25 protein-coding genes are annotated in these 25,086 nt (G+C 65.3%); 13 read left to right on the top strand and 12 right to left on the bottom strand.

Translation table 11 applies throughout. The annotated features are described in order from the left end of the window. The first annotated feature begins 30 nt into the window (after nt 1-30). Nucleotides 31-1,278: a mannose-6-phosphate isomerase, class I gene (gene manA, locus FNL14_RS15920; protein ID WP_091418450.1), complete on the top strand. Its 1,248-nt coding sequence runs from the start codon at nt 31-33 to the stop codon at nt 1,276-1,278. Nucleotides 1,279-1,380: 102 nt separating this feature from the next. On the opposite strand, the gene FNL14_RS15915 is transcribed toward manA, so the two are convergent. Further along, a complete protein-coding gene (locus FNL14_RS15915) occupies nt 1,381-2,436 on the bottom strand; it encodes a peptidoglycan bridge formation glycyltransferase FemA/FemB family protein (protein WP_142061768.1) in 1,056 nt (351 codons plus the stop codon). A gap of 87 nt (nt 2,437-2,523) precedes the next feature. Continuing rightward, nucleotides 2,524-3,546 (bottom strand): class II fructose-bisphosphatase, encoded by a 1,023-nt coding sequence (glpX, locus tag FNL14_RS15910; RefSeq protein WP_170850736.1) that lies wholly within the window; start codon nt 3,544-3,546, stop codon nt 2,524-2,526. A gap of 236 nt (nt 3,547-3,782) precedes the next feature. Between glpX and FNL14_RS15905 the strand changes: the two genes are divergently transcribed. The 5 genes from FNL14_RS15905 to FNL14_RS15885 all read left to right on the top strand — a co-directional run bounded on the left by FNL14_RS15905 (nt 3,783) and on the right by FNL14_RS15885 (nt 9,101). Next, entirely contained in the window at nt 3,783-4,463 is a 681-nt protein-coding gene (locus FNL14_RS15905) for a DUF4245 domain-containing protein (protein WP_142061960.1), read from the top strand. A 10-nt stretch (nt 4,464-4,473) separates the two neighbouring features. Next, the gene (locus FNL14_RS15900; RefSeq protein ID WP_091418458.1) at nt 4,474-5,088 is read left to right on the top strand and encodes a carbonic anhydrase; all 615 of its coding nucleotides are present in this window, start codon (nt 4,474-4,476) and stop codon (nt 5,086-5,088) included. Between the two features lie 76 nt (nt 5,089-5,164). Next, on the top strand, nt 5,165-6,592 hold the full coding sequence (locus FNL14_RS15895) for a class II fumarate hydratase (protein ID WP_091418460.1): 1,428 nt from the start codon (nt 5,165-5,167) through the stop codon (nt 6,590-6,592). Between the two features lie 146 nt (nt 6,593-6,738). Further along, a complete protein-coding gene (locus FNL14_RS15890; protein WP_142061766.1) occupies nt 6,739-7,410 on the top strand; it encodes a TetR/AcrR family transcriptional regulator in 672 nt (223 codons plus the stop codon). Beyond that, nucleotides 7,407-9,101, top strand: a complete 1,695-nt coding sequence (locus FNL14_RS15885) for an MDR family MFS transporter (RefSeq protein WP_142061763.1) — start codon at nt 7,407-7,409, stop codon at nt 9,099-9,101. The genes FNL14_RS15890 and FNL14_RS15885 overlap by 4 nt, the downstream gene beginning before the upstream one ends. Before the next feature lie 139 nt (nt 9,102-9,240). On the opposite strand, the gene FNL14_RS15880 is transcribed toward FNL14_RS15885, so the two are convergent. Further along, on the bottom strand, nt 9,241-9,711 hold the full coding sequence (locus FNL14_RS15880; RefSeq protein ID WP_091418465.1) for an NUDIX domain-containing protein: 471 nt from the start codon (nt 9,709-9,711) through the stop codon (nt 9,241-9,243). Between the two features lie 45 nt (nt 9,712-9,756). After that, on the bottom strand, nt 9,757-10,311 hold the full coding sequence (locus FNL14_RS15875; RefSeq protein WP_142061760.1) for an A24 family peptidase: 555 nt from the start codon (nt 10,309-10,311) through the stop codon (nt 9,757-9,759). Between the two features lie 58 nt (nt 10,312-10,369). Between FNL14_RS15875 and FNL14_RS15870 the strand changes: the two genes are divergently transcribed. Both FNL14_RS15870 and FNL14_RS15865 read left to right on the top strand, forming a co-directional pair. Further along, complete coding sequence (locus FNL14_RS15870) at nt 10,370-11,161, top strand: hypothetical protein (RefSeq protein ID WP_181762675.1); 792 nt, start codon at nt 10,370-10,372, stop codon at nt 11,159-11,161. 42 nt (nt 11,162-11,203) lie between these two features. Further along, entirely contained in the window at nt 11,204-11,851 is a 648-nt protein-coding gene (locus FNL14_RS15865) for a GNAT family N-acetyltransferase (protein ID WP_142061758.1), read from the top strand. 459 nt (nt 11,852-12,310) lie between these two features. On the opposite strand, the gene FNL14_RS15860 is transcribed toward FNL14_RS15865, so the two are convergent. Beyond that, nucleotides 12,311-13,729: a PhoH family protein gene (locus tag FNL14_RS15860; protein WP_091418470.1), complete on the bottom strand. Its 1,419-nt coding sequence runs from the start codon at nt 13,727-13,729 to the stop codon at nt 12,311-12,313. A gap of 239 nt (nt 13,730-13,968) precedes the next feature. After that, on the bottom strand, nt 13,969-14,730 hold the full coding sequence (locus tag FNL14_RS15855) for an isoprenyl transferase (protein WP_142061954.1): 762 nt from the start codon (nt 14,728-14,730) through the stop codon (nt 13,969-13,971). Nucleotides 14,731-14,884: 154 nt separating this feature from the next. Here FNL14_RS15855 and FNL14_RS15850 point away from each other — a divergent pair, with 154 nt between their 5' ends. Beyond that, the gene (locus FNL14_RS15850; protein ID WP_255470879.1) at nt 14,885-15,631 is read left to right on the top strand and encodes a hemolysin III family protein; all 747 of its coding nucleotides are present in this window, start codon (nt 14,885-14,887) and stop codon (nt 15,629-15,631) included. A gap of 26 nt (nt 15,632-15,657) precedes the next feature. On the opposite strand, the gene FNL14_RS15845 is transcribed toward FNL14_RS15850, so the two are convergent. Both FNL14_RS15845 and mca read right to left on the bottom strand, forming a co-directional pair. After that, the gene (locus FNL14_RS15845; RefSeq protein WP_142061755.1) at nt 15,658-16,044 is read right to left on the bottom strand and encodes a hypothetical protein; all 387 of its coding nucleotides are present in this window, start codon (nt 16,042-16,044) and stop codon (nt 15,658-15,660) included. A gap of 99 nt (nt 16,045-16,143) precedes the next feature. Next, nucleotides 16,144-17,049, bottom strand: a complete 906-nt coding sequence (mca, locus tag FNL14_RS15840; protein WP_142061752.1) for a mycothiol conjugate amidase Mca — start codon at nt 17,047-17,049, stop codon at nt 16,144-16,146. Nucleotides 17,050-17,177: 128 nt separating this feature from the next. Here mca and FNL14_RS15835 point away from each other — a divergent pair, with 128 nt between their 5' ends. Further along, on the top strand, nt 17,178-17,645 hold the full coding sequence (locus FNL14_RS15835) for a DUF4307 domain-containing protein (protein ID WP_142061748.1): 468 nt from the start codon (nt 17,178-17,180) through the stop codon (nt 17,643-17,645). Nucleotides 17,646-17,786: 141 nt separating this feature from the next. Then, nucleotides 17,787-18,281 (top strand): transcription elongation factor GreA, encoded by a 495-nt coding sequence (greA, locus tag FNL14_RS15830; protein ID WP_142061745.1) that lies wholly within the window; start codon nt 17,787-17,789, stop codon nt 18,279-18,281. 77 nt (nt 18,282-18,358) lie between these two features. Here greA and FNL14_RS15825 read toward each other — a convergent pair whose 3' ends face one another. From FNL14_RS15825 to FNL14_RS15810, 4 genes are read right to left on the bottom strand one after another with little or no spacing between them, the layout of a single operon-like run. Continuing rightward, nucleotides 18,359-18,994 carry a rhomboid family intramembrane serine protease gene (locus FNL14_RS15825; RefSeq protein WP_142061742.1) on the bottom strand — a complete coding sequence of 212 codons (636 nt, stop codon included), beginning with the start codon at nt 18,992-18,994 and terminating at the stop codon, nt 18,359-18,361. 9 nt (nt 18,995-19,003) lie between these two features. After that, nucleotides 19,004-20,242, bottom strand: a complete 1,239-nt coding sequence (gene ilvA / locus FNL14_RS15820) for a threonine ammonia-lyase (RefSeq protein WP_091418482.1) — start codon at nt 20,240-20,242, stop codon at nt 19,004-19,006. 3 nt (nt 20,243-20,245) lie between these two features. Beyond that, nucleotides 20,246-21,586 carry an AI-2E family transporter gene (locus FNL14_RS15815; protein ID WP_091418484.1) on the bottom strand — a complete coding sequence of 447 codons (1,341 nt, stop codon included), beginning with the start codon at nt 21,584-21,586 and terminating at the stop codon, nt 20,246-20,248. A 40-nt stretch (nt 21,587-21,626) separates the two neighbouring features. Continuing rightward, the gene (locus FNL14_RS15810) at nt 21,627-22,586 is read right to left on the bottom strand and encodes an aldose 1-epimerase family protein (RefSeq protein WP_142061739.1); all 960 of its coding nucleotides are present in this window, start codon (nt 22,584-22,586) and stop codon (nt 21,627-21,629) included. Between the two features lie 132 nt (nt 22,587-22,718). Between FNL14_RS15810 and galT the strand changes: the two genes are divergently transcribed. Together galT and galK are read left to right on the top strand one after the other, a co-directional pair. Beyond that, complete coding sequence (gene galT / locus FNL14_RS15805; protein WP_091418485.1) at nt 22,719-23,879, top strand: galactose-1-phosphate uridylyltransferase; 1,161 nt, start codon at nt 22,719-22,721, stop codon at nt 23,877-23,879. Then, a complete protein-coding gene (galK, locus tag FNL14_RS15800; RefSeq protein ID WP_255470878.1) occupies nt 23,876-25,063 on the top strand; it encodes a galactokinase in 1,188 nt (395 codons plus the stop codon). Before galT ends, galK begins: the two co-directional genes overlap by 4 nt. Nucleotides 25,064-25,086 lie beyond the last annotated feature (23 nt).

Here is a 25,086-nt window from a genome sequence, read left to right as displayed (position 1 = left end):
TTCCCTCCAGACCTAGGAACGGACACCAACTTGTACGAGATTGAGAACGTCCTCCGGGATTACGCCTGGGGATCAACAACGGCCATCGCGGCCCTACTGGGACGCCCCGAGTCCGGCCGCCCCGAAGCCGAGCTGTGGATCGGCGCGCACCCGGACTCGCCCTCCGTGGCCCGCGTTCCGGAGGACGGCTCCGCCACTGCCCTGGACGCACTGATCTCGCGCGACCCCGAGCATTTCCTCGGCTCTGACTCGGTGGCGCGTTTCGGCCCCCGCCTCCCCTTCCTGGCCAAGGTCCTCGCTGCCGCACAGCCGCTGTCCCTGCAGGTCCATCCCAGCCTTGACCAGGCGAGGGCCGGTTTTGCGCGTGAAAACGCGCAGGGCCTCGCACCTGACGCCCCCAACCGGAATTACCGGGATGACAACCACAAACCGGAGATGATTTTTGCCCTGACGCCGTTCGAGGCGCTCTGCGGTTTCCGCCCGGCAGCCCGGACCCGCGAAATCCTGCAACACGTTGCGGCAGCCTTTGATCAGGTGGAAGGCGAGCCACCCGCGCTGATCGGTACCCTGCTCGAGGATCTCCGGGCGGGTGATGAAGGGGCCGGCCTGCGGGCCGCTTTCGAGCGGCTGATCACCGGCGGCCAGTCAGTAGCTGACGACACCGCCCAGGTGGTTGCCGCGCTGCTGGCCGGAGCTCCGCTGGCACCCTACGAAACCGAACTGGCCACAGTCATCAGCCTCAATGAAAAGTACCCGGGTGACCCCGGCGTGCTGATCTCGCTGCTGCTCAACCGGATATCGCTGGAGCCGGGCGAGGCCGTCTACCTGCCGGCGGGGAACGTGCACGCGTACCTGCACGGGCTTGGCGTTGAAGTGATGGCGTCCTCCGACAACGTGCTGCGCGGCGGGCTCACACCCAAGTTCGTCGACGTCCCGGAATTGCTGCGGACCATCGACTTCCAGCCAGTGGCCGTGCCAATGCTTCAGGCCGAGCGGACCGTCATGGACCAGGAGCTTTTCCGGCCGCCCTTCGAGGAATTCCAGCTCCAGCGGATCGAGCTCGCACCGGACGCGGGCCCCGTTCCGCTGGCCCAGTCCGGCGCCGCCGTGGTGATTGTGGTGGCCGGGGACATCTACCTGGACTCTCCCAAGGGCGATCTGCAGCTCTCGCGCGGCGGCAGCGCCTTCCTGCCGGCCGCCGAGGCGCCCGTTAACGTCCACCCGGTAGCCGGCAGCACCGAACCTGCGCTGGCGTTCGCAGTCACCACTGGCCTTTAGCAGCCTGCTCAGCAACCCGCGGCTGCCAGGCCAGCAAAGAGCAAAGGGCGACGGCGGCACCCCACGCGGGTGCCGCCGTCGCCCTTTTTCTGGCCTGCTTCGTCAGCTGCCCGGGCGCAGCCGCTGGATCAGTGGCCGGATGCGGCCGGCCGCGGTCTTCAGGAGCCGCCTCCCCTGCTGCAGGCCTCGGCGGGCCAGCGGCATGGCCTGGGCGTAGGCCGGATAGAGCGGTGAGAGCGGCTTTTCCCACGTACCCAGGAGCATGTTTTCGTGCTTGGCGAACTGCTTCTTGAAGTCGGAGATACCGTCGTTGAGGAGGCCGTTGAAATCGTAGCGGGAGCACCCGTCTTCGCGCATGGCCTGCAGGGCGGCCCATTTCACGCCGTAGTTCACGCGCTGCTTCTGGCCTTCGGCAGAGACCCCGCCATACAGCTCGAAAGCCGTGGACCCGCTCCTGGCCAGCCAGACGAAGGCCAGCATCTGCTCGCCGTCGAACGCGGCGATGACCGGGGACCCGTCCCCCATGTTCTTGAAGATGTCGCGGTAGTACTGGTCCTCATGGATGCCGAAGCCGGCGCGCTCGGCCGTCTCGTGGTAGATCGCGAGGACCTGTTCAAGCTCGGCCTCGTTCTTGACCTTCCGGAACTCGACGTCGCTGCGCATGGCCTTGCGGATGTTGGCCCGGGTGGACTTGGACATCTCCGCCATCAGTTCGTCGTCTGTCCTGGAGAGGTCCAGGATCAGCGTCCGCGGGATCAGCACGGTGTTGGTGGTGGGCCGGAAGCCGGCGGAGGCTACCGCGCCGGCGAAGGCGGAGTCCTGATCCCAGTCGGGTTCGATGCTCAACGCCACTGCCTGGTGGCGCGCGGCTGCATGGTCAGCCAGGCTGGCCAGTACGGCCGGGGCGTCCTCCACCGAACACATCGGGCCGCGGGGGATGTAGGCCAGGGCGCGGAAGGGGAACGGCAGCCTCCGGACCAGCAACTGGGCGCAGCCCACGGTCTTGTCGCCGTGATTGACCAGCACCCGTTCCACGGACCAGCCATGCATTGCCTTGGTCTCGCCCCAGCCCCACAGCTGCTGCGGATGTCCCTGGAACCGGTCAACATATTCGTCCCAGAGGGCGCGGTCAGTACAGGGCACAACAGCAGGAATCATGGCTTCAACCCTATACCAAGGCCTGAAACGGCAGATCCCCGGAGCACCCTGCGGCGCTCCGGGGATCTGTGTCGGGCAGGAAGGGGATCAGCTCTTGCGGGCGTACCCTTCCCACTTGCTGGCCTGGTGCTCGCCCTCCACAAAACGGATGGTGCCGGACTTGGACCGCATCACGATGGACTGGGTGAGGACCTTGTCCTTGGAGTACCGGACGCCCTTGAGCAGGTCGCCGTCGGTGATGCCGGTGGCGGCAAAGTAGCAGTTGTCGCTGGAGACGAGGTCGTTGGTGGACAGGACGCGCTCAAGGTCGTGTCCGGCGTCGATGGCCTTCTGCTTTTCCTCGTCGCTGGTGGGCCACAGGCGGCCCTGGATGACACCACCGAGGGACTTGATGGCACAGGCCGCAACGATGCCTTCGGGGGTTCCGCCGATACCCATCAGCGCGTCCACGCCGGTACCGGAGCGGGCGGCTGCGATGGCACCGGCGACGTCGCCGTCCATGATGAATTTGGTGCGGGCGCCGGCCTCGCGGATTTCTTCCACCAGCGGGCGGTGGCGGTCGCGGTCAAGGATCATGACGTTGAGCTGGTTGACCTTGACGCCCTTGGCCTTGGCGATCAGGTGCAGGTTCTGCTTGACGGGCAGGCGGAGGTCCACCATGTCAGCGGCCTCGGGGCCGGTGACGAGCTTTTCCATGTAGAACACAGCGGAGGGGTCGAACATGGAGCCGCGTTCGGCCACGGCCAGGACGGCGAGGGCGTTGTTGATGCCCAGGGCGGTCAAGCGGGTGCCGTCGATGGGGTCTACGGCCACATCACATTCGGGGCCTGTGCCGTCGCCGACGCGTTCGCCGTTGAAGAGCATGGGGGCTTCGTCTTTTTCGCCTTCGCCGATGACCACAACGCCGTTGAAGTGGACCGTCTGCAGGAAGGAGCGCATGGCGTCAACGGCGGCGCCGTCGGCCGTGTTCTTGTCGCCGAAGCCAACCCAGTGGCCGCCGGCGATTGCCGCGGCCTCGGTAACGCGGACAAGCTCAAGGGCGAGGTTGCGGTCCGGCTCGTCATTGCCCACAGCCAGGGACGGGGAGATCGTGGAGTACTTCTGGGTCATGGACGCTGGTGACACGTGAACCTCTTCTTCGAGTGGCGATCATTGAACCCGCTCCGCCGGAACAGCGAACGCGGTGATTCCTCTGATATCGATCATAGTCGCGGCACCGCCCTCGGGCTGCGGCATGACGCGGCGGCGCAATGTACCCGCGCGCGCTGCCCCAGACAGGGGCCGGCGCCGCCTGGGGCGAGTGTGAGTTGTGCACCGGCATAGGGGACTATGGAGGGGTGAGCGAAATGCAGGAAAAGACCAGTCCCACCCCCGAACCGGCCGGATCCGGAAGCAACAACGGACCCGGCGTGCAGGGAGGGCAGCCCCCGGTTAAGCCTGTGATTCCGGCTGCGGCAGCGAAGCGGGCCAACGCCTCGGTGATCGGGATGATCATTGCCCTGGCGGTCAGCATCGCGGCCTTCCTGCCCATCGTCCTGATGAACCCCTCCCCCAAGAATGACGGCTACCGCCCGGACATCGACGTCAGCGCCGCAGCCCGCAACGCAACGGATGTGGCAGGATTCACACCGGTGGCCCCGGACACGGGCAACACCTTCCGGCCCAACTACGCCCGCTGGGAAGCCGGCACGGGAAGCGGCGTTCCCTCGTGGGAGGTGGGCTACATCACGCCCAAACAGTCCTTCATCGGACTCATCCAGACCCGCGCCGCCAACCCCACCTGGCTCCTGCAGCAGACAGAAAATGCACCGGTCACCGGATCCCGCAATGCCGGCGGGCAGGAATGGGAACTCCGCGATACCGGCAAAGGCGAAAAGTCGATGGTGCTTGACTACCGCGGGACTACCGTGATCCTCTCCGGCGCCGCCCAACTGGACGAATTCGCCACCCTGGCGGACGCCGTCGTGAAGTCCATGGACAGCAATCCTGCCGTCACAGTTTCACCTTCGGCCACCACTGCCCCCTAAGGTAAGCAGGGTGACTACCTATCTGACTCCTGCCCTTGCCTGGCGCCGGATGCGCGAAGGAAATGAACGCTTCGTCGCCGGCGAATCCTCCCACCCGAACCAGGACTCCTCGCGCCGGTCCTCGCTCGTGGAGAACCAGCACCCTTTCGCGGTGATTTTCGGCTGCTCGGACTCCCGGCTCGCAGCAGAAATCATTTTCGACGTCGGACTCGGCGACGTTTTTGTGGTTCGCACGGCAGGCCAGGTGATTGACGACGCCGTCCTCGGCTCGCTGGAGTACAGCGTGGGCGTGCTCGGCGTACCCCTGATCGCCATCCTGGGCCACGACAGCTGCGGCGCCGTCAGCGCCACCAAGGCGGCAGTGGATACCGGCGAGATGCCTCCCGGCTTCATCCGCGATCTGGTGGAGCGCATTACGCCGTCGGTGCTTACCTCGATGCGCCAGGACAAGCACGAGGTCAACGACATGGTGGTGGAGCACGTCAAGCAGACGTCCGAACGGCTGGTGGACAGCTCCCGTGTGATTTCGGACGCAATCGAAAGCGGACGCACGGCGGTCATCGGCCTCTCGTACAGCCTGGCCGAGGGGCGCGCCAACGTTGTTTCCGGGATCGGCGAGCTGTAGGGCGGGGGTAAAAACCCGCCCGTAGCATGCTCTTCACGGTTTTCGATGGGGTGCCGGATCGCCCTAAGCTAGCCCCATGACTTCCACTGAAGAGTTCCGCATTGAACATGACACGATGGGCGAAGTCCGCGTCCCCGTGAACGCACTGTACCGCGCGCAGACGCAGCGGGCAGTGGAGAACTTCCCTATTTCCGGCAAGACCCTGGAACGTGCCCACATTGAGGCACTGGCCCGGGTCAAGAAGGCTGCCGCACAGGCCAACGCTGAACTGGGTGTGCTCGACGGCGAGCTTGCCAAGGCCATCGCAGACGCGGCGGATGAGGTGGCTGCCGGAAAGTACGACGGCGACTTCCCCATCGACGTCTTCCAGACCGGTTCCGGCACGTCCTCGAACATGAACACCAACGAGGTCATCGCCGAGCTCGCCTCGCGTGCCCTGAAGGCCGCCGGCAGCGACAAGGTTGTCCACCCCAACGACCACGTCAACGCCTCGCAGTCCTCGAACGACGTGTTCCCCACGTCGGTGCACGTTGCCGCGACCTCGGCCCTGATCAACGACCTCATTCCGGCCCTCGGCTACCTGGCCGAGTCGCTGGAGCGCAAGGCCGTGGAGTTCAAGGACGTTGTTAAGTCCGGCCGCACCCACCTCATGGATGCCACCCCGGTGATGCTCGGCCAGGAGTTCGGCGGCTACGCCGCGCAGGTCCGCTACGGCATCGAGCGCATCAACGCCTCGCTCCCCCGCGTTGCCGAAGTTCCGCTCGGCGGCACAGCCGTGGGTACCGGCATCAACACTCCGGCCGGCTTCCCGGAGCGCGTGATCGAACTGCTGGCCACCGACACCGGGCTCCCCCTCACCGAGGCCCGCGACCACTTCGAGGCCCAGGCCAACCGCGACGGCCTCATCGAAGCGTCCAGCCAGCTGCGCAACATCGCCATCTCCTTCATGAAGATCAACAACGACCTCCGCTGGATGGGCTCAGGCCCCAACACCGGCCTGGGCGAGATCGCCATCCCGGACCTGCAGCCCGGTTCCTCGATCATGCCCGGCAAGGTCAACCCGGTCATCTGCGAGGCGTCCATCATGGTGGCCGCCCAGGTCATCGGCAACGACACCGCCATCGCCTGGTCCGGAACCAACGGCGCCTTCGAGCTGAACGTGGGCATCCCGGTGATGGCGTCCAACCTGCTCGAGTCCATCCGCCTGCTGGCCAACACCAGCCGCGTGATGGCGGACAAGATGATTGACGGCATCACGGCCAACGTGGAGCGTGCCCGCTTCCTCGCCGAGGCTTCCCCGTCCATCGTTACGCCGCTGAACAAGTACATCGGCTACGAGAACGCAGCCAAGATTGCCAAGACGGCTGTTGCCGAGGGCCTCACTGTCCGCCAGGCCACCGAGAAGCTCGGCTTCGTGGGTGACGGCGAAGGCAAGGTTTCCGAGGCCGACCTCGACAAGGCCCTGGACGTCACCACCATGACGGCTCCGGCGCACAAGGCGTAGCCTCCGCACCAACCCCATGTACGACGGCGGCCGGTACCTTTCGCACGAAAGGTACCGGCCGTCGTCGTACTGCATTCTCCCCTCGCCCTCCTTCGCTCGGCCATCAAAAGTTGCACTCTTCCTCTGTGAGTGCAAAACTTTACTCTGTGGACGATAGTGCAGAAATTGAGGGCGGGCTTCGCGAGCGGAAACGGGCTGCCACCCGTGCCGGCATCACCTCCGCCGCCCGTGCCCTCACCGCCGAGCGCGGCCTGAACGGCTACACCGTGGAGGAGGTCTGCGAGCGCGCAGGCATTTCGCGCCGGACGTTCTTCAACTACTTCCCTGCGAAGGAAGACGCCGTCATCGGCCACGGCGACGAGGACCTGCCCGCCGACATCCTCAAAGAGTTCATCGACGGCGGCGCCTCCTCACCCTCCGGTGAACTGTCGCCCACCCTCTTCCGGGACCTCGTCCGACTTTCCCTGCGGTTGTCCGAGGACATGGAAGCCTCGGAAGAGGAGACCCGCCAGCTGATCGCCGTCGTCAAAAAAGAGCCCCAGCTGATCCTCCGGCTCATCGGGGTCACCGAGCGGCGGGAGGCACAATTCGCCCGCGACGTGGCCCTGCGCGAAGGCGTTGCTCCTGACCACCCCGTGGTGCAGATGGCCGTTGCGCTGCTCAGCACCATCGCCCGGAAAAGCAGCATCGCCTATTTCGCCGACGGCAACACCCGCCCCTACAAAGAGCTGCTGATGGAGAACATCTCCGCCGCAAGCCTGCTCTTCTCCCAGCCATTCGACCAGCCGGACACCACCGCCGCAGAAGGACAACCATGAGTAACGCCGCCGCTACGAGGGCAACAGCAGCCGGTCCCCTGCTGCTGACCCAGAAACGCATCTGGATCATCTTTTCGGCGCTGATCGCCGGCATGCTGCTCTCCAGCCTGGACCAGACCATCGTCTCCACGGCCATGCCCACCATCGTGGGCAAGCTGGGCGGGGTGGAACACCAGGCCTGGATCACCACCGCCTACCTGCTCGCCACCACCATCGTGATGCCCATCTACGGCAAGTTCGGCGACGTCCTGGGCAGGCGCAACCTGTTCCTTATCGCCATCGCCCTGTTCACCCTGGCCTCGGTGGGCTGCGCCTTTGCCACCGACTTCTGGGGCTTCGTGGTCTTCCGGGCCATCCAGGGCCTGGGCGGAGGCGGGTTGATGATCCTCTCGCAGGCCATCATCGCCGACATTGTCCCGGCCAAGGACCGCGGCAAGTACATGGGCCCCCTCGGTGCGATCTTCGGCCTTTCCGCCGTGGCTGGCCCCCTGCTGGGCGGATTCTTCGTGGACCACCTGACCTGGGAATGGGCCTTCTACATCAACATCCCCATCGGGATCGCCGCATTCGCCATCGCCTGGTTCACCCTGACGCTGCCCAACAAAAAAGCCGAAAAGCGGATCGACATCCTGGGCGTGGTGCTGCTGTCGGCCGCCACCACCTGCCTGATCTTCTTCACCGATTTCGGCGGCAAGAAGGACGAAGGCTGGGATTCACCCCTCACCTGGGCCTTTGGCGCCGGCATGGTGCTGTCCGCCGCCGCCTTTGTCATGGTTGAGCGCCGGGCCGAGGACCCCATCATTCCGCTGAGCCTGTTCCGCAACCGGATCTTCGTCAACGCCACGGCCATCGGCTTCACCCTTGGGCTGGGCATGTTCTCCGCGATCGCCTTCGTTCCCACGTTCCTGCAGATGTCCTCCGGCACCTCCGCCGCCGAGTCCGGCCTGCTGATGCTGCCCATGATGGCGGGCCTGATGGGCACCTCCATCTACTCCGGCATCCGGATCTCCAAAACCGGCAAGTACAAGATGTTCCCCATCCTGGGCGCGGCCTTCACCATGGCCGCCATGTTGTGGATGACCACACTGGCCGCCAGCACTCCCATCTGGGTCATCTGCGTCCAGCTGTTCATCTTCGGCGCGGGCCTCGGCCTGATCATGCAGGTGGTGGTGCTGGTGGTCCAGAACTCCGTCCCGGCCGACCAGATCGGCACCGCCACCAGCACCAACAACTACTTCCGTGAAGTGGGCGCGGCCATGGGCGTGGCCATCTTCGGCTCCATCTTCACCAACCGGTTGTCCGAGGCCCTGACCGGCGCGTTCACCGGCGCCGGCGCCTCCAGTGAGCAGGCTGCACAGTCCACCAGCACACTGGATCCGCAGGCCCTGAACCAGCTTCCGGAGCAGCTGCGGGATGCCATCGTCAACGCCTACGCCGAGTCGCTGGCACCGGTCTTCTGGTACCTGATCCCCTTCATCGCCGTGGCGCTGCTCCTCGCCCTCACGCTCAAGCAGATTCCGCTCTCGGACACCGCCGGAATGGTGGCCCGCGGGGAAGCCGTGGGTGGGGAGGAAGCTGAGCGCCTCGCCGCTGAGTTGGCCAATCGCGCGGCCGGAACTGCGGCGGACGCCGCAGGGGACCAGGACAGCGTCAAGGACGACGACGGCGAGCTGGTTTCCCAGCGCCGCTGACCGCCGTCGTACTCCTGCAAGCCGTGGTGCAGGAGTGCCGGACTGACAGGGTCGCCACAATCTTGGGGGTTGCGGCGACCCTGTTGCGTTTCAGGACTTTGCCCGCGTCGCCTGCTATGCCGCAGCGCGGCCAGCCTGCTCAGGGTTCGAAGTGGGCTGCTTCCGCCGGAGCCAGGGCACGGTGAATGCTGGTGAGGTGCCCGGCCATCAGGTCGGGGAGTTCATCCAGGCCGAACCAGCCGACGTCGATTGACTCGTCGTCATTGACTCGGGCGGTTCCCGAGATGTAGCGGCACAGGAAAACCACGTCGAGGAACTCGCACACGTCTCCGTTTGGATAGGTGATGGGACCCACCGCCCCCACGGACACAACACGCTCCGGTTCGGCCACTACCGCCGTTTCCTCAAAGATCTCCCGCACCAGGCCGCGTGCCGGCTGCTCGCCCGGATCGAGCATTCCGCTGATCAGCGCCCACTGCCTGTTGTCCGCCCGCCGGGCGAGCAGGACGCGGCCCGAGTCATCGACCACCACGCCCCGCACGCCAGGGACCCACAGGGGGTCGTTGCCGATTTTCTTGCGGAGTTTCAGGACGTAGTCAGGCGCAGGCATTAGGCCAGCCTACCGAACTGACCGCACGCATATTGGCCCGGCCTGTCAGGCGGGCAGCAGCATGGCGGCCGCGGCGCCGGCCAGCATAAACGGCCCGAACGGAATGGAGGACTTCAGGGTCCCCCGGCGGGCAGCCAGCAGGGCAATGGACCACAGGCCGCCCAGCAGGAATGCCAGGAAAGTACCGGCGAACAGGTGGCCCCAGCCGAGAAAGCCAAGATACATACCCAGGACACCCGCCAGTTTCACATCGCCAAAGCCCATTCCCGGCGGGTAGGCAAACCGGAGGACGAAATAAAACAGCCACAAGATGGCAGCCCCGGCCACTATCCGCAGGGCGGACACGGCCAGCAGAGCGGCGGGCGGACCACCGCGGCTTTGGTCCGCGCCGCTGACCACATCGGAGAAAACTGCGGCGGTGAGCAACAGGACGCCGGCCACGGCATAGGACGGGAAGACGATCCGGTTGGGCAGGAGGTGATGCCGGACGTCTATGACGGTGAGCCTCACGGCCATCACTGCAAAGTAGGCGCAGGCAGCCAGCACCAGCCAAAAGGCCAGCGGGGTGTGCTGCCAGAGTTCGCCCAGTCGTTGGATCACCCTCGGATGCTACTGGATTTCCGCTGTCCCCTGCAGCGCCCGCGCGTAAACTGTGGATATGGCGACCTGGGACTCCCGTCACCGGACGAATCCGGACAGCAGTTCAGCCGCCGCGGATCCGGCCATGTTCCGGAATCTTTGCAGGTCCTCCCCCTGGAAGTGGCAGTCCCTGCGCTTCGAATACTGGGATGAGCCATTCGCCGAGGCGCCCAGCCCTGCAGCGCCCCTGGTCCGGGCCTGGCTGCGCCGCCCCGGCGCACTCCGGCTCGAAACCGCAGACGGACTTGTCCTGCACAGCACCACGGGGATCAATGATTCCAAGGACGGCCTGTACGTCAGTGCCACCCGTAAGTCCTGGCTCCTGCCGCCGCATCTGGTCACGCCCGTCTATGACGACCAGGGCCTGGTGCGGCGCCGCCCGGAAGCCGCCTACGGTGAGCCCGGCTTCGGCAACGGCCGGTTTTCCGCTGCACTGGACCCGGTGGAACTGGCCGGCAACGCGCCGGTGCCCATCGAATTCCCCGGCAGCAACAGGGTGGAAGTGCACGGGGTCAGCCACCGGGAGCACGAAGGCCGGCCAGTGCTGGAAGCGGTGGTGGCACCCACCGCCGCCTACCACCCCAACCATCCCTCGGCGCCGCTGTGCCTGCCGGGAAAGTCACGGATCCGGGTGGACCTTGCCACCGGCGTCTGCGTGGCAAGCCAGTCCCTGGAGCCCGGCACGGAAGAGTACGGCCATTGGCTCCGGATCATCGCCGTGGACGAGTACATGCTGGACGACCTCTTCGTAGCGCAATCGATGAGCCTCACCGATGTCCGGCAGCACATCAGCTGGGAAATCCCCGCCTGAGGATGACAAGCCTTCGATGAGGCCATCGGCTAGGCTTCGCGAATGACAACGATCAGCGACGTCTGGCCACTTTTTGGCCTTCGGCTAACCACTCCCCGCCTTGAACTCCGCCCCATCCTGGACCAGGACATCCCGGCGGCCGTGGAAGCCGCGCGCAGCGGGATCCACGAGCCTGGCAGAAACCCCTTCAGCACCGCGTGGGCAGAAGCTCCGATACATGAACTAGGCCCACGCATGGCGCAATGGCACTGGCGTTGCCGGGCCGAGTGCACCCCGGAATCCTGGACCCTGCTGCTGGGCATCTGGCACGACGGCGAGTTCATCGGCTGCCAGGACGTGGGCGCCAAGGACTTCGCCGCCCTCAAGACAGTCAGCACCGGCTCGTGGCTGAAGCAGTCCATGCAGGGCCGGGGCCTCGGCAAGGAGATGCGTGCCGCCGTCGTCCTTTATGCGTTCGACTGGCTGGGCGCGGAAGTCGCCGAATCCGAAGCGGCCCTCTGGAACGAAGCCTCAATCGGCGTCTCCCGGTCCCTGGGCTACGATCTGAACGGCATCACCCGCAAAGCCTGGGGTCCCAAAGTCGAAACAGTCCAACACGTCCGCCTCACCCCCGAAACCTTCAAACGCCCCGACTGGACTTTGCAGGTCGAGGGCCACGAGCCTGTAGCCAAGTTCCTCAAGGTCACCTGAGCAAGTCTCCGTGGTCCAGTCCGCCACGCCACAGCCCTTCTCCGTCGCTTAGACACAACGCATAGGGGCACCTTCGGTCGTTGGGCGACCTCCGGGGCCCGATGCGTCGCGATGCGCTCCTACGAGAAGGACTGCGACGCGGCTGGTGCCTCGCCTCACCTTGGCAGGGCGCAACGAACAAGCCGCTCAGGCTCCTGCCCGACGGACGTGTTCGTAGGTGCGCTTCTGGTGACTGAAGACGCGCACACGTCGGGTTACGGTCCTTCGTGTAGGAGCGCATCGCCGACCAGAGCGTGGCGCAGGTCGCCCAGCGACCGGAGCGGCGCGGCGGGAGGTAAGCGGCGTCCCGAGGGACCCGAGGCGAGCTTGCGAGCCTTGGGAAGGGACCTCCGCGCTAAGCGACGGAGAAGGGCCGTGGCCCGACGAATTGGACCACGGCCTCTCTGAATAACTGAGCTCTCAGCCTTCGAGCAACTCCGTGACCAGTGCTGCGATCGGTGAACGTTCCGAGCGGGTCAGGGTGATGTGGCCGAAGAGCGGGTGTCCTTTCAGGGTTTCGACGACGGCGGCGATTCCGTCGTGGCGTCCGACGCGGAGGTTGTCTCGCTGGGCGACGTCGTGGGTGAGGACGATCTTGGAGTTTTGTCCCATGCGGCTCATGACGGTGAGCAGGACGTTCTTTTCGAGCGACTGGGCCTCGTCCACGATCACGAAGGCATCGTGGAGGGAGCGGCCCCGGATATGGGTGAGGGGCATGACCTCGAGCATGCCGCGGTCCATGACTTCCTCCACCACCTCCTGGCTCACCAGTGCCCCGAGGGTGTCAAAGACAGCCTGCGCCCAGGGGTTCATTTTCTCGGACTCCGAGCCGGGGAGGTAGCCGAGTTCCTGCCCGCCCACTGCGTAGAGCGGCCGGAACACAATCACTTTGCGGTGTTCCCGGCGCTCCAGCACCGCTTCCAGGCCGGCGCACAGGGCCAGTGCCGACTTGCCGGTTCCCGCCCGGCCACCGATGGAGACGATCCCGACGGCGGGATCCATCAGCATGTCGATGGCCAGCCGCTGTTCCGCGGAGCGGCCGTGGAGGCCGAACACGTCACGGTCTCCCTTGACCAGCCGCACCTGCTTGTCCGGTCCCACCCGGCCCAGCGCCGAGCCGCGATTGGACAGCAGCACCAGCCCGGTGTTGACCGGCAGCTCAGCAGCGGCCGGGATGAAGACGGGCTCGTGCCCGTAGAGCGTGTTGATCTCCTGTTCGCCGGCTTCCACCTCGGCCACGCCGGTCCAGCCGGAGTCCTTCACCAGTTCGTTGCGGTACTCGTCCGCGGTGAGGCCCATAGCTGAGGCCTTGACGCGCATGGGCAGGTCCTTGGACACAACGGTGACGTTCCGGCCTTCGTTCGCCAAATTCTTTGCGACGGCGAGGATGCGGCTGTCATTGTCGCCGCTGCGGAAGCCCAGCGGCAGCACTTCCGAGGAGATGTGGTTCAGCTCCACCACAAGGCTTCCGCCGTCGTCGCCGATGGGAACGGGCTGGTTGAGGCCGCCGTGTTTGACCCGCAGGTCGTCGAGGAGCCGGAGTGCCTTGCGGGCAAAGTAGCCAAGTTCCGGGTCGTGCCGCTTTGCCTCCAGCTCGGTGATAACCACAACCGGCACGATGACCTCATGCTCTGCAAAGCGCAGCAGCGCACGGGGGTCGGAGAGCAGGACGGAGGTGTCGATCACAAAGGTGTGGATGCTGGCTTCCCTTCCAGAGACAGCAAAACCGGCCGCGGTTTCTTCCGCTGCACCGGTTTCTATAGTGGCTCGCGTGGCGCGAGAGGTAGCTTTCTCTCCCTGGTCGGAAAGGACCGCGGGCAGTTGTTCAGAAGTAGCCACATCGACTCCAGCCCCGGGCGCAAGCCCGGATGTGTTAGTGGTGAGCCGGCTCGGCCATGAGGCCGGGTCCGGCCTCCCATACAACCGGTGCGATGTCTCGCTCCATGTACTGGCCTCCCCGATCAGCCGGCGGTTTTGCCTGCTGATGGATATAACGTAAATCCATCGGAAGTAATTTCCGCAACCATTACGCGGCGATTCTTGTTGCGGCCGCGTGAACTCGCGGTGAACCGGGAAGGTCAGGCTCCGAAGCGCCGCTGCCGGCCGGCGTAATCACGGAGGGCACGCAGGAAATCCACTTTGCGGAAGGCGGGCCACAGGGCCTCGCAGAAGTAGAACTCGCTGTAGGCGCTCTGCCACATCAGGAACCCGGACAGGCGCTGTTCCCCGGACGTGCGGATCACCAGGTCCGGATCGGGCTGGCCCCGCGTGTAGAGGAACTGGGAGATGTCGTCCACGCAGAGGTCGTCCGCCAGCTTGCCGATGTCCCTGCCCTTGGCCACGGCATCATGCAGCAGCTCACGGACCGCATCAACAATCTCCCGGCGGCCGCCGTACCCCACGGCGACGTTCACATGGATTTTTTCCCGGACCGGGGTGCGTGCAGTCAGCTTGTTCAGCCGCTCGGCAAGGTAGTCCGGCAGCAATTCGGGCGCACCCATGGCGTGCACGGAAATGTTGGCGTCCTCGTCCAGCCGGTCCAGCGTATTGGCGATAATGCCCATCAGCAGGTCAAGTTCTTCGCTGGACCTGTTCATGTTGTCTGTGGACAACATGTACAGCGTGACCACTTTGATCCCGAGTTCCTGGCACCAGCCAAGGAACTCGTGGATCTTGTCCGCGCCGGCCTGGTGGCCCTGGCTGGTGGGGGCGTTGAACTGCCTGGCCCATCGCCGGTTGCCGTCCACCATCACGCCGATATGCCGGGGAATCCGGTCTCGGGCAAGGTCCTTGAGCAGCCTGCGCTCGTAAAAGCCGTAGAGGAACCCGGGCAACTCCACGCGCTCTCTCACCTGACTTCCTTGCTGTACGTTCGGCTGTGCACATCCTAGGCTACCGTCCGCAGCCGCAGGTGCGGTCCCGGCCCGGCCGGAACCAGGCGGGACAGTTTATTACTCACCGGTAACTTACTGCTGCGTAAGTTATTCTGGACCGATGAACAGCAACACCCCGGATGCGTCCCGGAAGCCGCAGCCGGACGGCACTCCAAGCGCCGGAACCGGCCCTGACATGAACGCTGTGGACGGGGCCGCAGTCCGCCTGGCTGAGCTCCTGATGATCAAGCCCAAGTGGCGGGGCTGGATCCATACCGTGACCGCGCCGCTGGCCCTGGCGGCTGGCATCGTCCTGGTGGCGCTGGCCCCCACAGTGGACCGCAAGGTCTCGTCGGCCGTCTTTGCGGCCACCGGAGTGATGCTGTTCGGCATCAGCGCCATCTACCACCGCGGCAACTGGTCCCCGAAGGTAAAAATGGTCCTTAAGCGGCTGGACCATACCAACATCATGCTGGTGATCGCGGGGACCTACACGCCGCTGGCCTGGACCCTCCTGGAACGGCCCCAGGCCGTCCTGCTGCTCTGGGTCATCTGGTCCGGCGCCATCCTGGGCGTGCTGTTCCGGCTGCTGTGGACCGACGCTCCCCGTTGGCTCTACGTTCCGATCTACATCGCCCTGGGCTGCGGATCGCTGTTTTATCTTCCGCAGTTCTTCCAGGCCAGCGTTCCTGCAGCCGTCCTCATCTGCGTGGGCGGGGTTCTCTACATCACGGGGGCGGTCTTCTACGCGCTGAAGAAGCCGAACTTCAGCTACCACCACTTCGGCTTCCACGAACTGTTCCATGCCTTGACCGTGGTTGCCTTCGCCGCGCACTTCACGGCAATAGCCCTGGCCGTGCTCAGCTAGCCGATTAGCCGTGCTCAGCTAGCCAGTTAGTGGCGACGGGTCCCGGGACCGGCGTCCGTGCCGCCGTCGGCCGGCCCTTGGAGGGACTCCCCGGAGGCCGAACCGGCAGCAAAACCGTCCGCCGGACTTGCCAACGGCCCCGCAGCGGATCCCGTTTCGGCAGCCTCAGCCGCTTCGATGTCAGCAGCCGAGGCAGCCGCGATGCGCTCCTCCTCCACCTGGGCGCGGTAGCGGACCCGCCGGATGCGCCGGACCATGTCCACGATGAGCAATGCCGTGGCCACCACAAAAAAGGCGGTCATGATGAAGCCCAGGAGCCCCGGTGTCACCTGGTCCTGCGTAATTCCCTCCCGCAACGAGGGCGTGGGCTGGGGCGCGGGCGTGGTGGCCAGGCTGAGGAGCAGACTTTGCACGGTGAATACCTTCTATGGAACGGGTGTCAGCAGGGAGCAGATCCAGCCACCCGAGGTCCGGGCGCTTCTTCTACGCAGCATAGAAATTGCCTGCCGGTTCTATCTTAGCCCGGCGAACAGGTCCTTCTCCGGCAGCTCCGAGGGCACCCGGGAGCTGATCAGCGAGTAGTCCTCCCAAGGCCATGCCCGGCGCTGCATCTCTGGCGAAACGGCGAAGAAGAACCCCAGCGGGTCCACCTGCGTCCTGTGTGCACGCAAAGCGTCGTCGCGCACTTCAAAGAAGTCGCCGCAGTCCACCTGGGTGGTAGTGGGGTGGGGGGCCGGCGGCGGCGTGTGACCCTCGGCGTCGGACTCCAGCCATGCGGCGAGCCGCTCCGCATACGGCGACTGAAGGCCCGCCTCCTCCAGGGCGAAATGCAGTGCACGGAAGCGCTCGGGACTGAAGGCCCGGTCGTAGTACAGCTTGCTGGGCTCCCAGGGTTCGCCCGCCTCGGGGTAGCGCGCCGGATCGCCCGCGGCGCCGAAGGCCTCGACTGCTACGCGATGGGCCATGATGTGGTCCGGGTGGGGATAGCCGCCGTTTTCGTCGTAGCTCAGGATGACATGGGGCTGGAAGGACCGGACCAGGCGCACCAATGGGGCGGCTGCTTGGTGGAGCGGCAGCGTGGCGAAGGACCCGGCCGGCAAAGGCGGCAGCGGATCGCCCTCAGGCAAACCCGAATCCACGAAACCCAGCCAGCGCTGCCTGATACCCAGAATTTTGGCTGCCCGCTGCATTTCCAGGCGTCGGGCCCCCGCCATATCCCGCTTTGGATGTGGTTCGCCTTCAACTGCCGGGTTCTGGATGTCCCCGCGTGACCCGTCAGTGCAAGTGGCCACCATAACGTCCACCCCCGCTGCGGCGTACTTCGCCATCGTGGCGGCACCCTTGCTGGACTCGTCATCCGGATGGGCATGGACGGCGAGCAGCCGGAGCGGCGCCTGTGAGTTGCTGGACGCTGTCATCGAAGGACTGCTCCTTTATTCTTCATATCGCGGCTTGTGGCTGCTGGATGTATCGCTGAACAGGCGGTTGCCCCCATGACCGGGCTGCGGCCGGGAAGGCGGCTGCGGATGGGCACTAAACTGGTCTGGTGACTTCCCCGGACCAGCAGGCCCCATCCGAGCCCGCGAACACTAGCCTAGCCAATCGTTATGGTGCTCAAAAGCGCAGGCTCTCCCCTGCCGCCAGGCGGGCCATCGGCGGTGTTGCGCTTGCCGCGGGCATTGGGTTCATGGCCTGGGTCTCCACCTCGAATTCCCTCACCACTGTGAGCTTCAAAGATATCGGCTACGCCACTACGGATGCCACGGTGGCCGAGGTGGATTTCCAGGTCACCAGGGAACCTGGCACGGCCGTCAAGTGCGCGGTTAAGGCGCTGGACTCGAAATTCGCGGTGGTTGGCTGGAAAGTCGTGGACGTTCCGCCGTCGCAGGCCGAGGAGACGGCCGACGGCGGGCGGACAGTTTCGCAGCGCGTTACCGTCCGCACGGAGTCCCTGTCCGTATCCGGCGTGGTGGACAGCTGCTGGATTCCTGGCAGCTCGGGCCAGAAAATGTGATCCGCGCCGCTCCCGCGTTGGGTAAATCCACAGGATTGACTACAATGGAGCAATACCTTTACCCCGCTGAGCTGGTTACTGTTCCACAAGTGGCCACCGTGGCGGGGTCTTTTGCATGTAGGACCATTAGAGGAGAAGTCCGTGTCTACCACCAACAGCGCAGCTGCAGCCTGGCTTACCCAGGAAGCTTTTGACCGCCTGAAGGCAGAGCTGGACCACCTTTCCGGCGCTGGCCGGGCAGAGATTGTCCAGAAGATTGAAGCCGCCCGGCAGGAGGGTGACCTCAAGGAGAACGGGGGCTACCACGCTGCCAAGGAGGAGCAGGGCAAGATTGAGGCCCGCATCCGCCAGCTGACTGCCCTGCTTCGGGACGCCCACGTGGGCGAGTCTCCGGCGGATGACGGAATTGTGGAGCCCGGCATGATCGTGGTGGCCAGGATCGCCGGCGACGAAGAAACCTTCCTGCTGGGCTCCCGTGAGATCGCAGGCGATTCCGATCTCGATGTCTTCAGCGAGAAGTCACCGCTGGGCGCTGCCATCCTTGGCCACAAGGAAGGCGAGACGCTCAGCTACACGGCGCCCAACGGCAAGGACATCAAGGTAGAGATCCTTTCCGCCAAGCCGTATACCGCATAGCGGTAAGAGCAAACAAAAACGCCGGCCGCCCCTGAGGGGTGGCCGGCGTTTTGCTTTGTCAGCGGCGGGGGCTGCGGTCAGAAGTCGTTGACCGCCTCGGCCTTCCGCGCGCGCAGGAGCAGCGCCGCCACCACTCCCCCGGCGGCACCGCCAAGATGGGCCTGCCAGGAGACGTAGCTGGAAAATAAAGGCAGTACGCCCAGCAGGATGCCGCCGTAGCCCATAAACAGCACCACGGCCAGGAGGATCTGGCGCCAGCTGCGGTTGAAGAATCCGCGCACCAGCAGGAACGCGAACAGTCCGAAAACCAGGCCTGAGGAACCCACTGTGACGCCGCCGTTTCCGATGAGCCACACCGTCAGTCCCGATCCGAGCCAGCTGAAGGCCAGGGCCGTCAGAAAGACCCGCAGTCCGGCCAAAAAGACCAGGAAGCCGAAAATGATCAGCGGAAAACTGTTGGACAGCAAATGGTTCAGGTTGGCGTGCAGGAGCGGGAACGTGAAGATGTCCAGCAGCCCGTCGGCGCTCCTGGGGCGCAGGCCGAACGTCCGGTTGAGCGAGCGCAGCATCAGTGCGTTGAACAGTTCGATGATAAAGAGGAGCGCCACAAAACTCCCCAGCACCAGCAGGCCGCCCTTGGCCCTGGCGGCAATGGTCCGCCGGTCCCCGAAACCCTTGCCGTCGGACCCCTTGTACCCTGTCAGTCCGGCCATCGGCTCCCCCTAGTGCACCACGATGGGCTGGAACCCCTCGGCCCGGAGCGCGCTGAGCACCTGCTCGCCGTGCTCATGGCCCTTGGTTTCCAGGTTGACGGTAATGGAGACGTCGCCCATGCTGATGGAGCCGCCCACGCGGGTGTGGTCCAGGCCGGTGACGTTGGCGTCGTTCTCGGCAATGATCCTGGCGATGGTGGCGAGCGAACCGGGGCGGTCGTCGAGCATCATGCGGACGGTCATGTAGCGCCCTGCGGCGGAGAGGCCGCGCTGGATGACCTTGAGCATCAGCATGGGATCGATATTGCCGCCCGAGAGGACCACCGCTGTGGTTCCGGGATTTTCGATCTTGCCGTCCATCAGGGCGGCAACCCCCACGGCGCCGGCCGGCTCAACCACCATCTTGGCCCGCTCCAGAAGGAAGATCAGGGCGCGGGCCAGGGAGTCTTCGCTGACGGTCACTACATCGTCCACCAGCTCGCGGATGATGCTGAAGGGAAGCTGGCCGGGACGGCCGACGGCGATGCCGTCGGCCATGGTGGACACCTTCTTCAAAGGCACCAGTGCATCTGCCGCGAGTGAGGGCGGGTAGGCCGCCGCGTTCTCCGCCTGTACGCCGATGATGCGGATGTCCCGGCCCAGTTCCTTGGCACGGGCCTTGATGGCGACGGCGACACCGGCCAGGAGCCCTCCGCCGCCAACGCCCATCAGGACGGTGTCCACGTTGGGCACCTGCTCCAGTATTTCCAGTCCCAGCGTTCCCTGGCCGGCGACAACGTCCACGTTATCGAAGGGGTGGACAAAGACCGTCCCGGTCTCGTTGCTGTAGCGCTGGGCTTCGGCGAGCGCCTCATCCACGTTGTGGCCGTGCAGGATGACCTCGGCGCCGTGGCTGCGGGTGGCGGCCAGCTTGGGCAGGGCCACTCCGAGCGGCATGTAGATGCGGGCTTTGATTCCCAGGCTCTTGGCCGCCACGGCGACGCCCTGGGCGTGGTTGCCTGCGGAAGCGGCCACCACGCCGCGCTTCTTTTCTTCGGGCGACAGGCGGGCCATCCGGACGTAGGCGCCGCGGACCTTGAACGATCCCGCGCGCTGCAGGTTTTCGCACTTGAAGTAGACGTCTCCGCCCACAAGCTTTCCCAGGGCGCGTGATGATTCCACCGGAGTCCGCGCAATAATCCCGTCGAGCAACTTCTGCGCCTCCAGGACATCGTCCAGCGTGACGGGAAGGGTTTCAAGGATGTTCACGGACTAATCTCCTCTGGATTTCGGCCCCGGCGCCGCGTCATTGGTACGGGCGTCAGGATGTTCTGCGATTGTGCCGGCTGCGTCGCGGTTGCCGTCCTTGTGGGCGTCCGGCGGGTCAACATTCTTAACGGTGTTGTCCGGTCCGGCGCCGGCAAGCAGGGGGCTGCCCGGCGCTGCCAGCACCTGTTCATGTTCCCACGTTCTGGCGGCGATGTAGCGAATGGCCGAATTTGCGACGGCGAGGATGGGCACCGAGAACAGCGCTCCGGGGATCCCTGCCAGGTACGAGCCCGCCGCAACGGAGAGGATCACAGCCACCGGGTGCAGGGATACGGCCTTGCCCATGACCAGCGGCTGCAGGATGTGTCCTTCCAGTTGCTGGACCGCCAGCACGATGGCCAGCATGATCAGCGCGTTGACCGGGCCGTTGGCCACGAGTGCCAGGAGGACGGCAATGATGCCGGTGATCAGGGCACCCACTACCGGGATAAAGGAACCCAGGAACACCAGCACGCCCAGGGGAAGAGCCAGCGGCACACCGATGATGGCGGCGCCCACACCTATGCCAATTGCGTCCACGGCGGCCACGAACATCTGGATGCGGGCGTAGCTGACCATGGATGACCAGCCCTTCCGGCCAGCTCCGAACGTCGCGGCCCGGGCCTTCCTGGGCAGCAGCCGTACCAGGAACGCCCAGATGCGGTCGCCTTCAAGGAGGAAGAAAATCAGGATAAACAGCGCCAGGAGCATTCCCGCGGCGAAGTGGCCGGCAGTACTGCCAAAGGACAGGGCGCCGCTGAGGATGCTGCTGCTGTTGTTCTGCAGCGCGTCCGTGGCCTCCTTGACATACTGATCAATCTGGGCGGCGGTGAGGTGGAGGGGTCCGGCCGAAAGCCAGTCCTGGACCTGCTTCACGCCTTCCAGCGCCTGGGACCAGAGCTCGCCGAATCCGATGAGCAACTGCCTGCCCACCAGTGCCAGCGCTCCGGCGATGAGTCCAATAAAACCGAGGACGGTCACGGCCACTGCGAGGCCGCCAGGCAGTCCCCGGCGCCGCAGCCAGGTGGTCACCGGGCTGAGGAGGCCGGCGAGGAGCGCGGCCACCATCACCGGGATGATCAGGAAGCTGACTTGCCGCAGCAGCCAGATCAGCGCGCCGGACACCAGGAGGATGAGGCCCAACCGCCAGGCCCAGGACGCGGCGATGCGCACGCCGTACGGAATGTCCTTATCCAGTTCACGGTCTGTGAGGACCCGCAGTGGCGGACCTGCCTGGGCAGGTGTGGCGGCTGGTTGCCGCACTGGTTGAGGGTCGGACGTAACGGGATCCTCGGCTGGCGTCATAGCCCTTATACTTCCGCAGCCGTGGCCTAATGGGAAACTGCTACCCCGCTGCGCCGGGACTGTAGTCAATTCCCCACGAGATGGTGAACGATTCCCCCGGCGGCAGCCAACGGAGCCCGTCCCCGGAGTTGAAGGCATTCGCCGGCCCCGTCATGGGTTCGACCGCCACAGCACGGTTCCGGCCGGGGTAGATGGTACTGACGTAAACATGGACGTACTGGCAGGATTCATCCTGCCAGAGGCTGACCTGCTGCCCGCCAGGTCCAGCAAGGGTGTGGCGGGCCCGGCCGCCGTCGAACTGCAGGCCTGTCAAAGCAACGTCCACGCTCAATGGAGCAATGTGCCGTCCCGCCCGGAAGTCAGTGTCCCCCTGGACTGGCGCACTGCTGCGCGGGATGAGCCGCTCATCAGCGAGCAGTTGGGTGCCCGCGGAAACGGTCAGCACCAGGTCTTCAACCGGTACGTCACCAAGCCGCAGGTACGGGTGGGCACCGAGGACAAAGGGCGCCGGAGCCTTGGCGTCGTTGGCCAGCGTCTGGCGGACCACCAGTCCCAGGTCCTCCGCAAGCAGGTACTGCACGCGGTGCCGTACCAGGAAGGGGTAGCCGTGCTGGGGAAAGATGGTGGCTTCCAGTGTGACCGAATGTTCCGACTCGTCCACCAGCGCGTAGGAGGCGTTCCGGAGGAGGCCGTGGCTGGCGTTGTTGCGGGCCACTTCCGTGATGTCCAGCTGCTGCTTTTTGCCGTCCAGGAACCACTGTCCGTCTTGGACCCTGTTGGCCCAGGGAGCCAAGGTAATGCCGCACCCGCCCGGCGGAATCTGGTCATCGCCGTAGGTCTCGGTCAGCTGGATCCCTCCCCGGCTGTAGAGGCGGAGTCCGGCCGCCAGCTCAGTGACCACAGCAAAGGCATCTCCCCTGCGGAGCTCATGCTGCCGTCCGGTGGCGTATGCCCGGTAGCCTGAAGCAACGCCGGTTTCAAGGGATGAGTCGGAAGTCATGAGCATTACCGTACAGCCCAACCCCTGCCGCCGCATCAACCTTCCGTGTTACTTTTTGTTTGATTCTCTTCTCTTCTGAGCGGGCTGTGGCACAATATTGTTAAGTTGCTGCACCACCAAAGGACAGGGTTCATGACGGGAATCACCAGCACCAGGCTCTCCGACGGCCGGGAATTGATCTACTTCGACGACGCCCACGCCCCCAAGGCAAGGGCGGCGGAAAACACGACGGACCACCGCGGCCTGCCGCCGCGGGGCGAGCCGGGCGAAGTCCGTTTTGACGCCCTGACGGACGAGTGGGTAGCCGTTGCCGCCCACCGCCAGAGCCGCACGCATCTTCCCCCGGCAGACCAATGCCCCATCTGCCCCACTACTGCCAGCAACCCTTCAGAGATTCCGGCAGACGACTACGACGTGGTGGTGTTCGAGAACCGCTTCCCATCCCTGGGCCCTGCCCTCGGGACCGTCCCTGCTGACCCCGCCTGGGGAACAAAGGGGCCGGCCTATGGACGCTGTGAGGTGGTGGCCTTCACCCCTGCCCACACGGGGTCCTTCAGCGGATTGAGTGAAGCCCGTTCCCGCACCGTCATCGAGGCATGGGCACAGCGGACAGAAGCCCTGAGCGCGCTTCCGGGAATCAAGCAGGTGTTTCCGTTTGAAAACCGCGGCGCGGACATCGGCGTGACCCTGCACCACCCGCATGGGCAGATCTACGCCTACCCGTATGTGACCCCGCGGGCAGGCGTCCTGGGTGCGGCGGCCCGCAAATTCTACGATGCGGCCCAGGGCCGGGAGACGCTCACTGGCTCGCTGCTGCGCTCCGAGCGCGAGGACGGAAGCCGAATGGTCATGGAGGGTGAGAACTTCAGCGCCTATGTCCCGTTCGCTGCCCGCTGGCCCCTGGAGATCCACCTGGTTCCCCACCGCCAGGTTCCCGACCTGGCGGCGCTGAGCGGGGAGGAGAAGGATGAACTGGCGCACGTCTACCTTGACCTGCTCAAACGCCTGGATGCCATCTACCCCACCCCCACGCCGTACATCTCAGCATGGCACCAAGCGCCGATTGACGACCTGCTGCGCCCCGCAAGCTACCTGCACCTCCAGCTGACCTCGCCCCGCCGGGCTGCGGACAAGCTCAAGTTCCTTGCCGGATCGGAGGCCGCCATGGGCGCGTTCATCAACGACACCACTCCGGAAAGTGTGGCGGAGCGGCTGCGCAACGTCACCGTTCCGGCCTCCACCCCATCCCCCGCTGCCCTTCAGGCAGCCTTGCCTGAAGGAGCAACTGCGTGAGCGCCATTCGTGATTCTTTGACCACCTCCGGACCGGCAGGCACCGAAGATCTTACGGCGCGCTTCACCCGTGAATTCGGCAGCGTTCCCGCCGGCGTCTGGCAGGCGCCCGGACGGGTGAACCTGATCGGCGAGCACACCGACTACAACGAGGGATTTGTGCTGCCCTTCGCCATTGACCGGACTGCCCGGGTGGCCGTAAGGACCCGCACCGATTCCACAGTGCGGCTGCTGTCCACCTACGGGGACCAGGGAATTGTGAGTATGTCCCTGGATTCCCTGCGCCCCGGTTCGGCCAAGGGCTGGACCAAGTATCCCTTGGGAGTGATGTGGGCCCTGCGCCAGCGGGGCATCGACGTTCCCGGCATTGACCTGCTGCTTGACTCCAATGTTCCGCTCGGCGCAGGACTCTCCTCCTCCCATGCCATCGAGTGTGCGGTCATCTCGGCATTGAACGACCTGACCGGCGCGGGCCTGAAGGCAGAGGAGATGGTCCTGGCCACGCAGCAGGCCGAGAACGACTTTGTGGGGGCGCCCACCGGGATTATGGACCAGTCAGCATCGTTGCGCGGGTCAAAAGGACACGCCGTGTTCCTGGACTGCCGGAACCAGGACGTCAACCTGGTTCCCTTCGAAACGGAACCGGCGGACCTGGTGATGCTGGTGATCGACACCAAGGTGTCGCACTCCCATGCCGACGGCGGTTATGCCTCCCGGCGCGCCTCCTGTGAGCTGGGCGCGGAGGTCCTCGGAGTCAAGGCCCTGCGGGACGTCCAGGTGGGCGACCTGGAAGAGGCCTCCGGACTCCTGGATGAAGTGACGTTCCGCCGCGTACGGCACGTGGTCACGGAGAACGACCGCGTCCTTCAGACAGTGGAGCTTTTGGGGGCCCAGGGTCCGGCAGCAATCGGTGCCCTGCTGGATGCCAGCCATGTATCGATGCGCGACGATTTCGAAATCTCCTGCCCGGAACTGGACCTGGCAGTGGAGGCCTCACGCGCCAATGGCGCCATCGGCGCCCGCATGACCGGCGGCGGTTTCGGCGGTGCGGCCATCGCCCTTACCCCGGTCAGCTCCGAGCACAAGGTGCGGGACGCCGTCGTCAAGGCGTTTGCAGGCGCCGGTTTCACCGCACCGGACATCTTCACTGTGACGCCGGCTGCCGGCGCCATGCGCATTGCCTGAGTTCGGCGTCCAACGGCTGAGGG

The organism is Pseudarthrobacter sp. B4EP4b, from assembly GCF_006680095.1.
Taxonomy (GTDB): domain Bacteria; phylum Actinomycetota; class Actinomycetes; order Actinomycetales; family Micrococcaceae; genus Arthrobacter.
This window is presented reverse-complemented; position numbering and strand designations above follow the sequence as displayed.

Excerpts from the sequence above, each read along its gene's own strand:
- FNL14_RS15915 (WP_142061768.1), bottom strand. The coding sequence starts at position 2,436 with ATGATTCCTGCTGTTGTGCCCTGTACTGACCGCGCCCTCTGGGACGAA.
- glpX (WP_170850736.1), bottom strand. The coding sequence starts at position 3,546 with ATGACCCAGAAGTACTCCACGATCTCCCCGTCCCTGGCTGTGGGCAAT.
- FNL14_RS15905 (WP_142061960.1), top strand. The coding sequence starts at position 3,783 with ATGCAGGAAAAGACCAGTCCCACCCCCGAACCGGCCGGATCCGGAAGC.
- FNL14_RS15895 (WP_091418460.1), top strand. The coding sequence starts at position 5,165 with ATGACTTCCACTGAAGAGTTCCGCATTGAACATGACACGATGGGCGAA.
- FNL14_RS15885 (WP_142061763.1), top strand. The coding sequence starts at position 7,407 with ATGAGTAACGCCGCCGCTACGAGGGCAACAGCAGCCGGTCCCCTGCTG.
- FNL14_RS15880 (WP_091418465.1), bottom strand. The coding sequence starts at position 9,711 with ATGCCTGCGCCTGACTACGTCCTGAAACTCCGCAAGAAAATCGGCAAC.
- FNL14_RS15870 (WP_181762675.1), top strand. The coding sequence starts at position 10,370 with ATGGCGACCTGGGACTCCCGTCACCGGACGAATCCGGACAGCAGTTCA.
- FNL14_RS15865 (WP_142061758.1), top strand. The coding sequence starts at position 11,204 with ATGACAACGATCAGCGACGTCTGGCCACTTTTTGGCCTTCGGCTAACC.
- FNL14_RS15850 (WP_255470879.1), top strand. The coding sequence starts at position 14,885 with ATGAACAGCAACACCCCGGATGCGTCCCGGAAGCCGCAGCCGGACGGC.
- mca (WP_142061752.1), bottom strand. The coding sequence starts at position 17,049 with ATGACAGCGTCCAGCAACTCACAGGCGCCGCTCCGGCTGCTCGCCGTC.
- FNL14_RS15825 (WP_142061742.1), bottom strand. The coding sequence starts at position 18,994 with ATGGCCGGACTGACAGGGTACAAGGGGTCCGACGGCAAGGGTTTCGGG.
- FNL14_RS15815 (WP_091418484.1), bottom strand. The coding sequence starts at position 21,586 with ATGACGCCAGCCGAGGATCCCGTTACGTCCGACCCTCAACCAGTGCGG.
- FNL14_RS15810 (WP_142061739.1), bottom strand. The coding sequence starts at position 22,586 with ATGACTTCCGACTCATCCCTTGAAACCGGCGTTGCTTCAGGCTACCGG.
- galT (WP_091418485.1), top strand. The coding sequence starts at position 22,719 with ATGACGGGAATCACCAGCACCAGGCTCTCCGACGGCCGGGAATTGATC.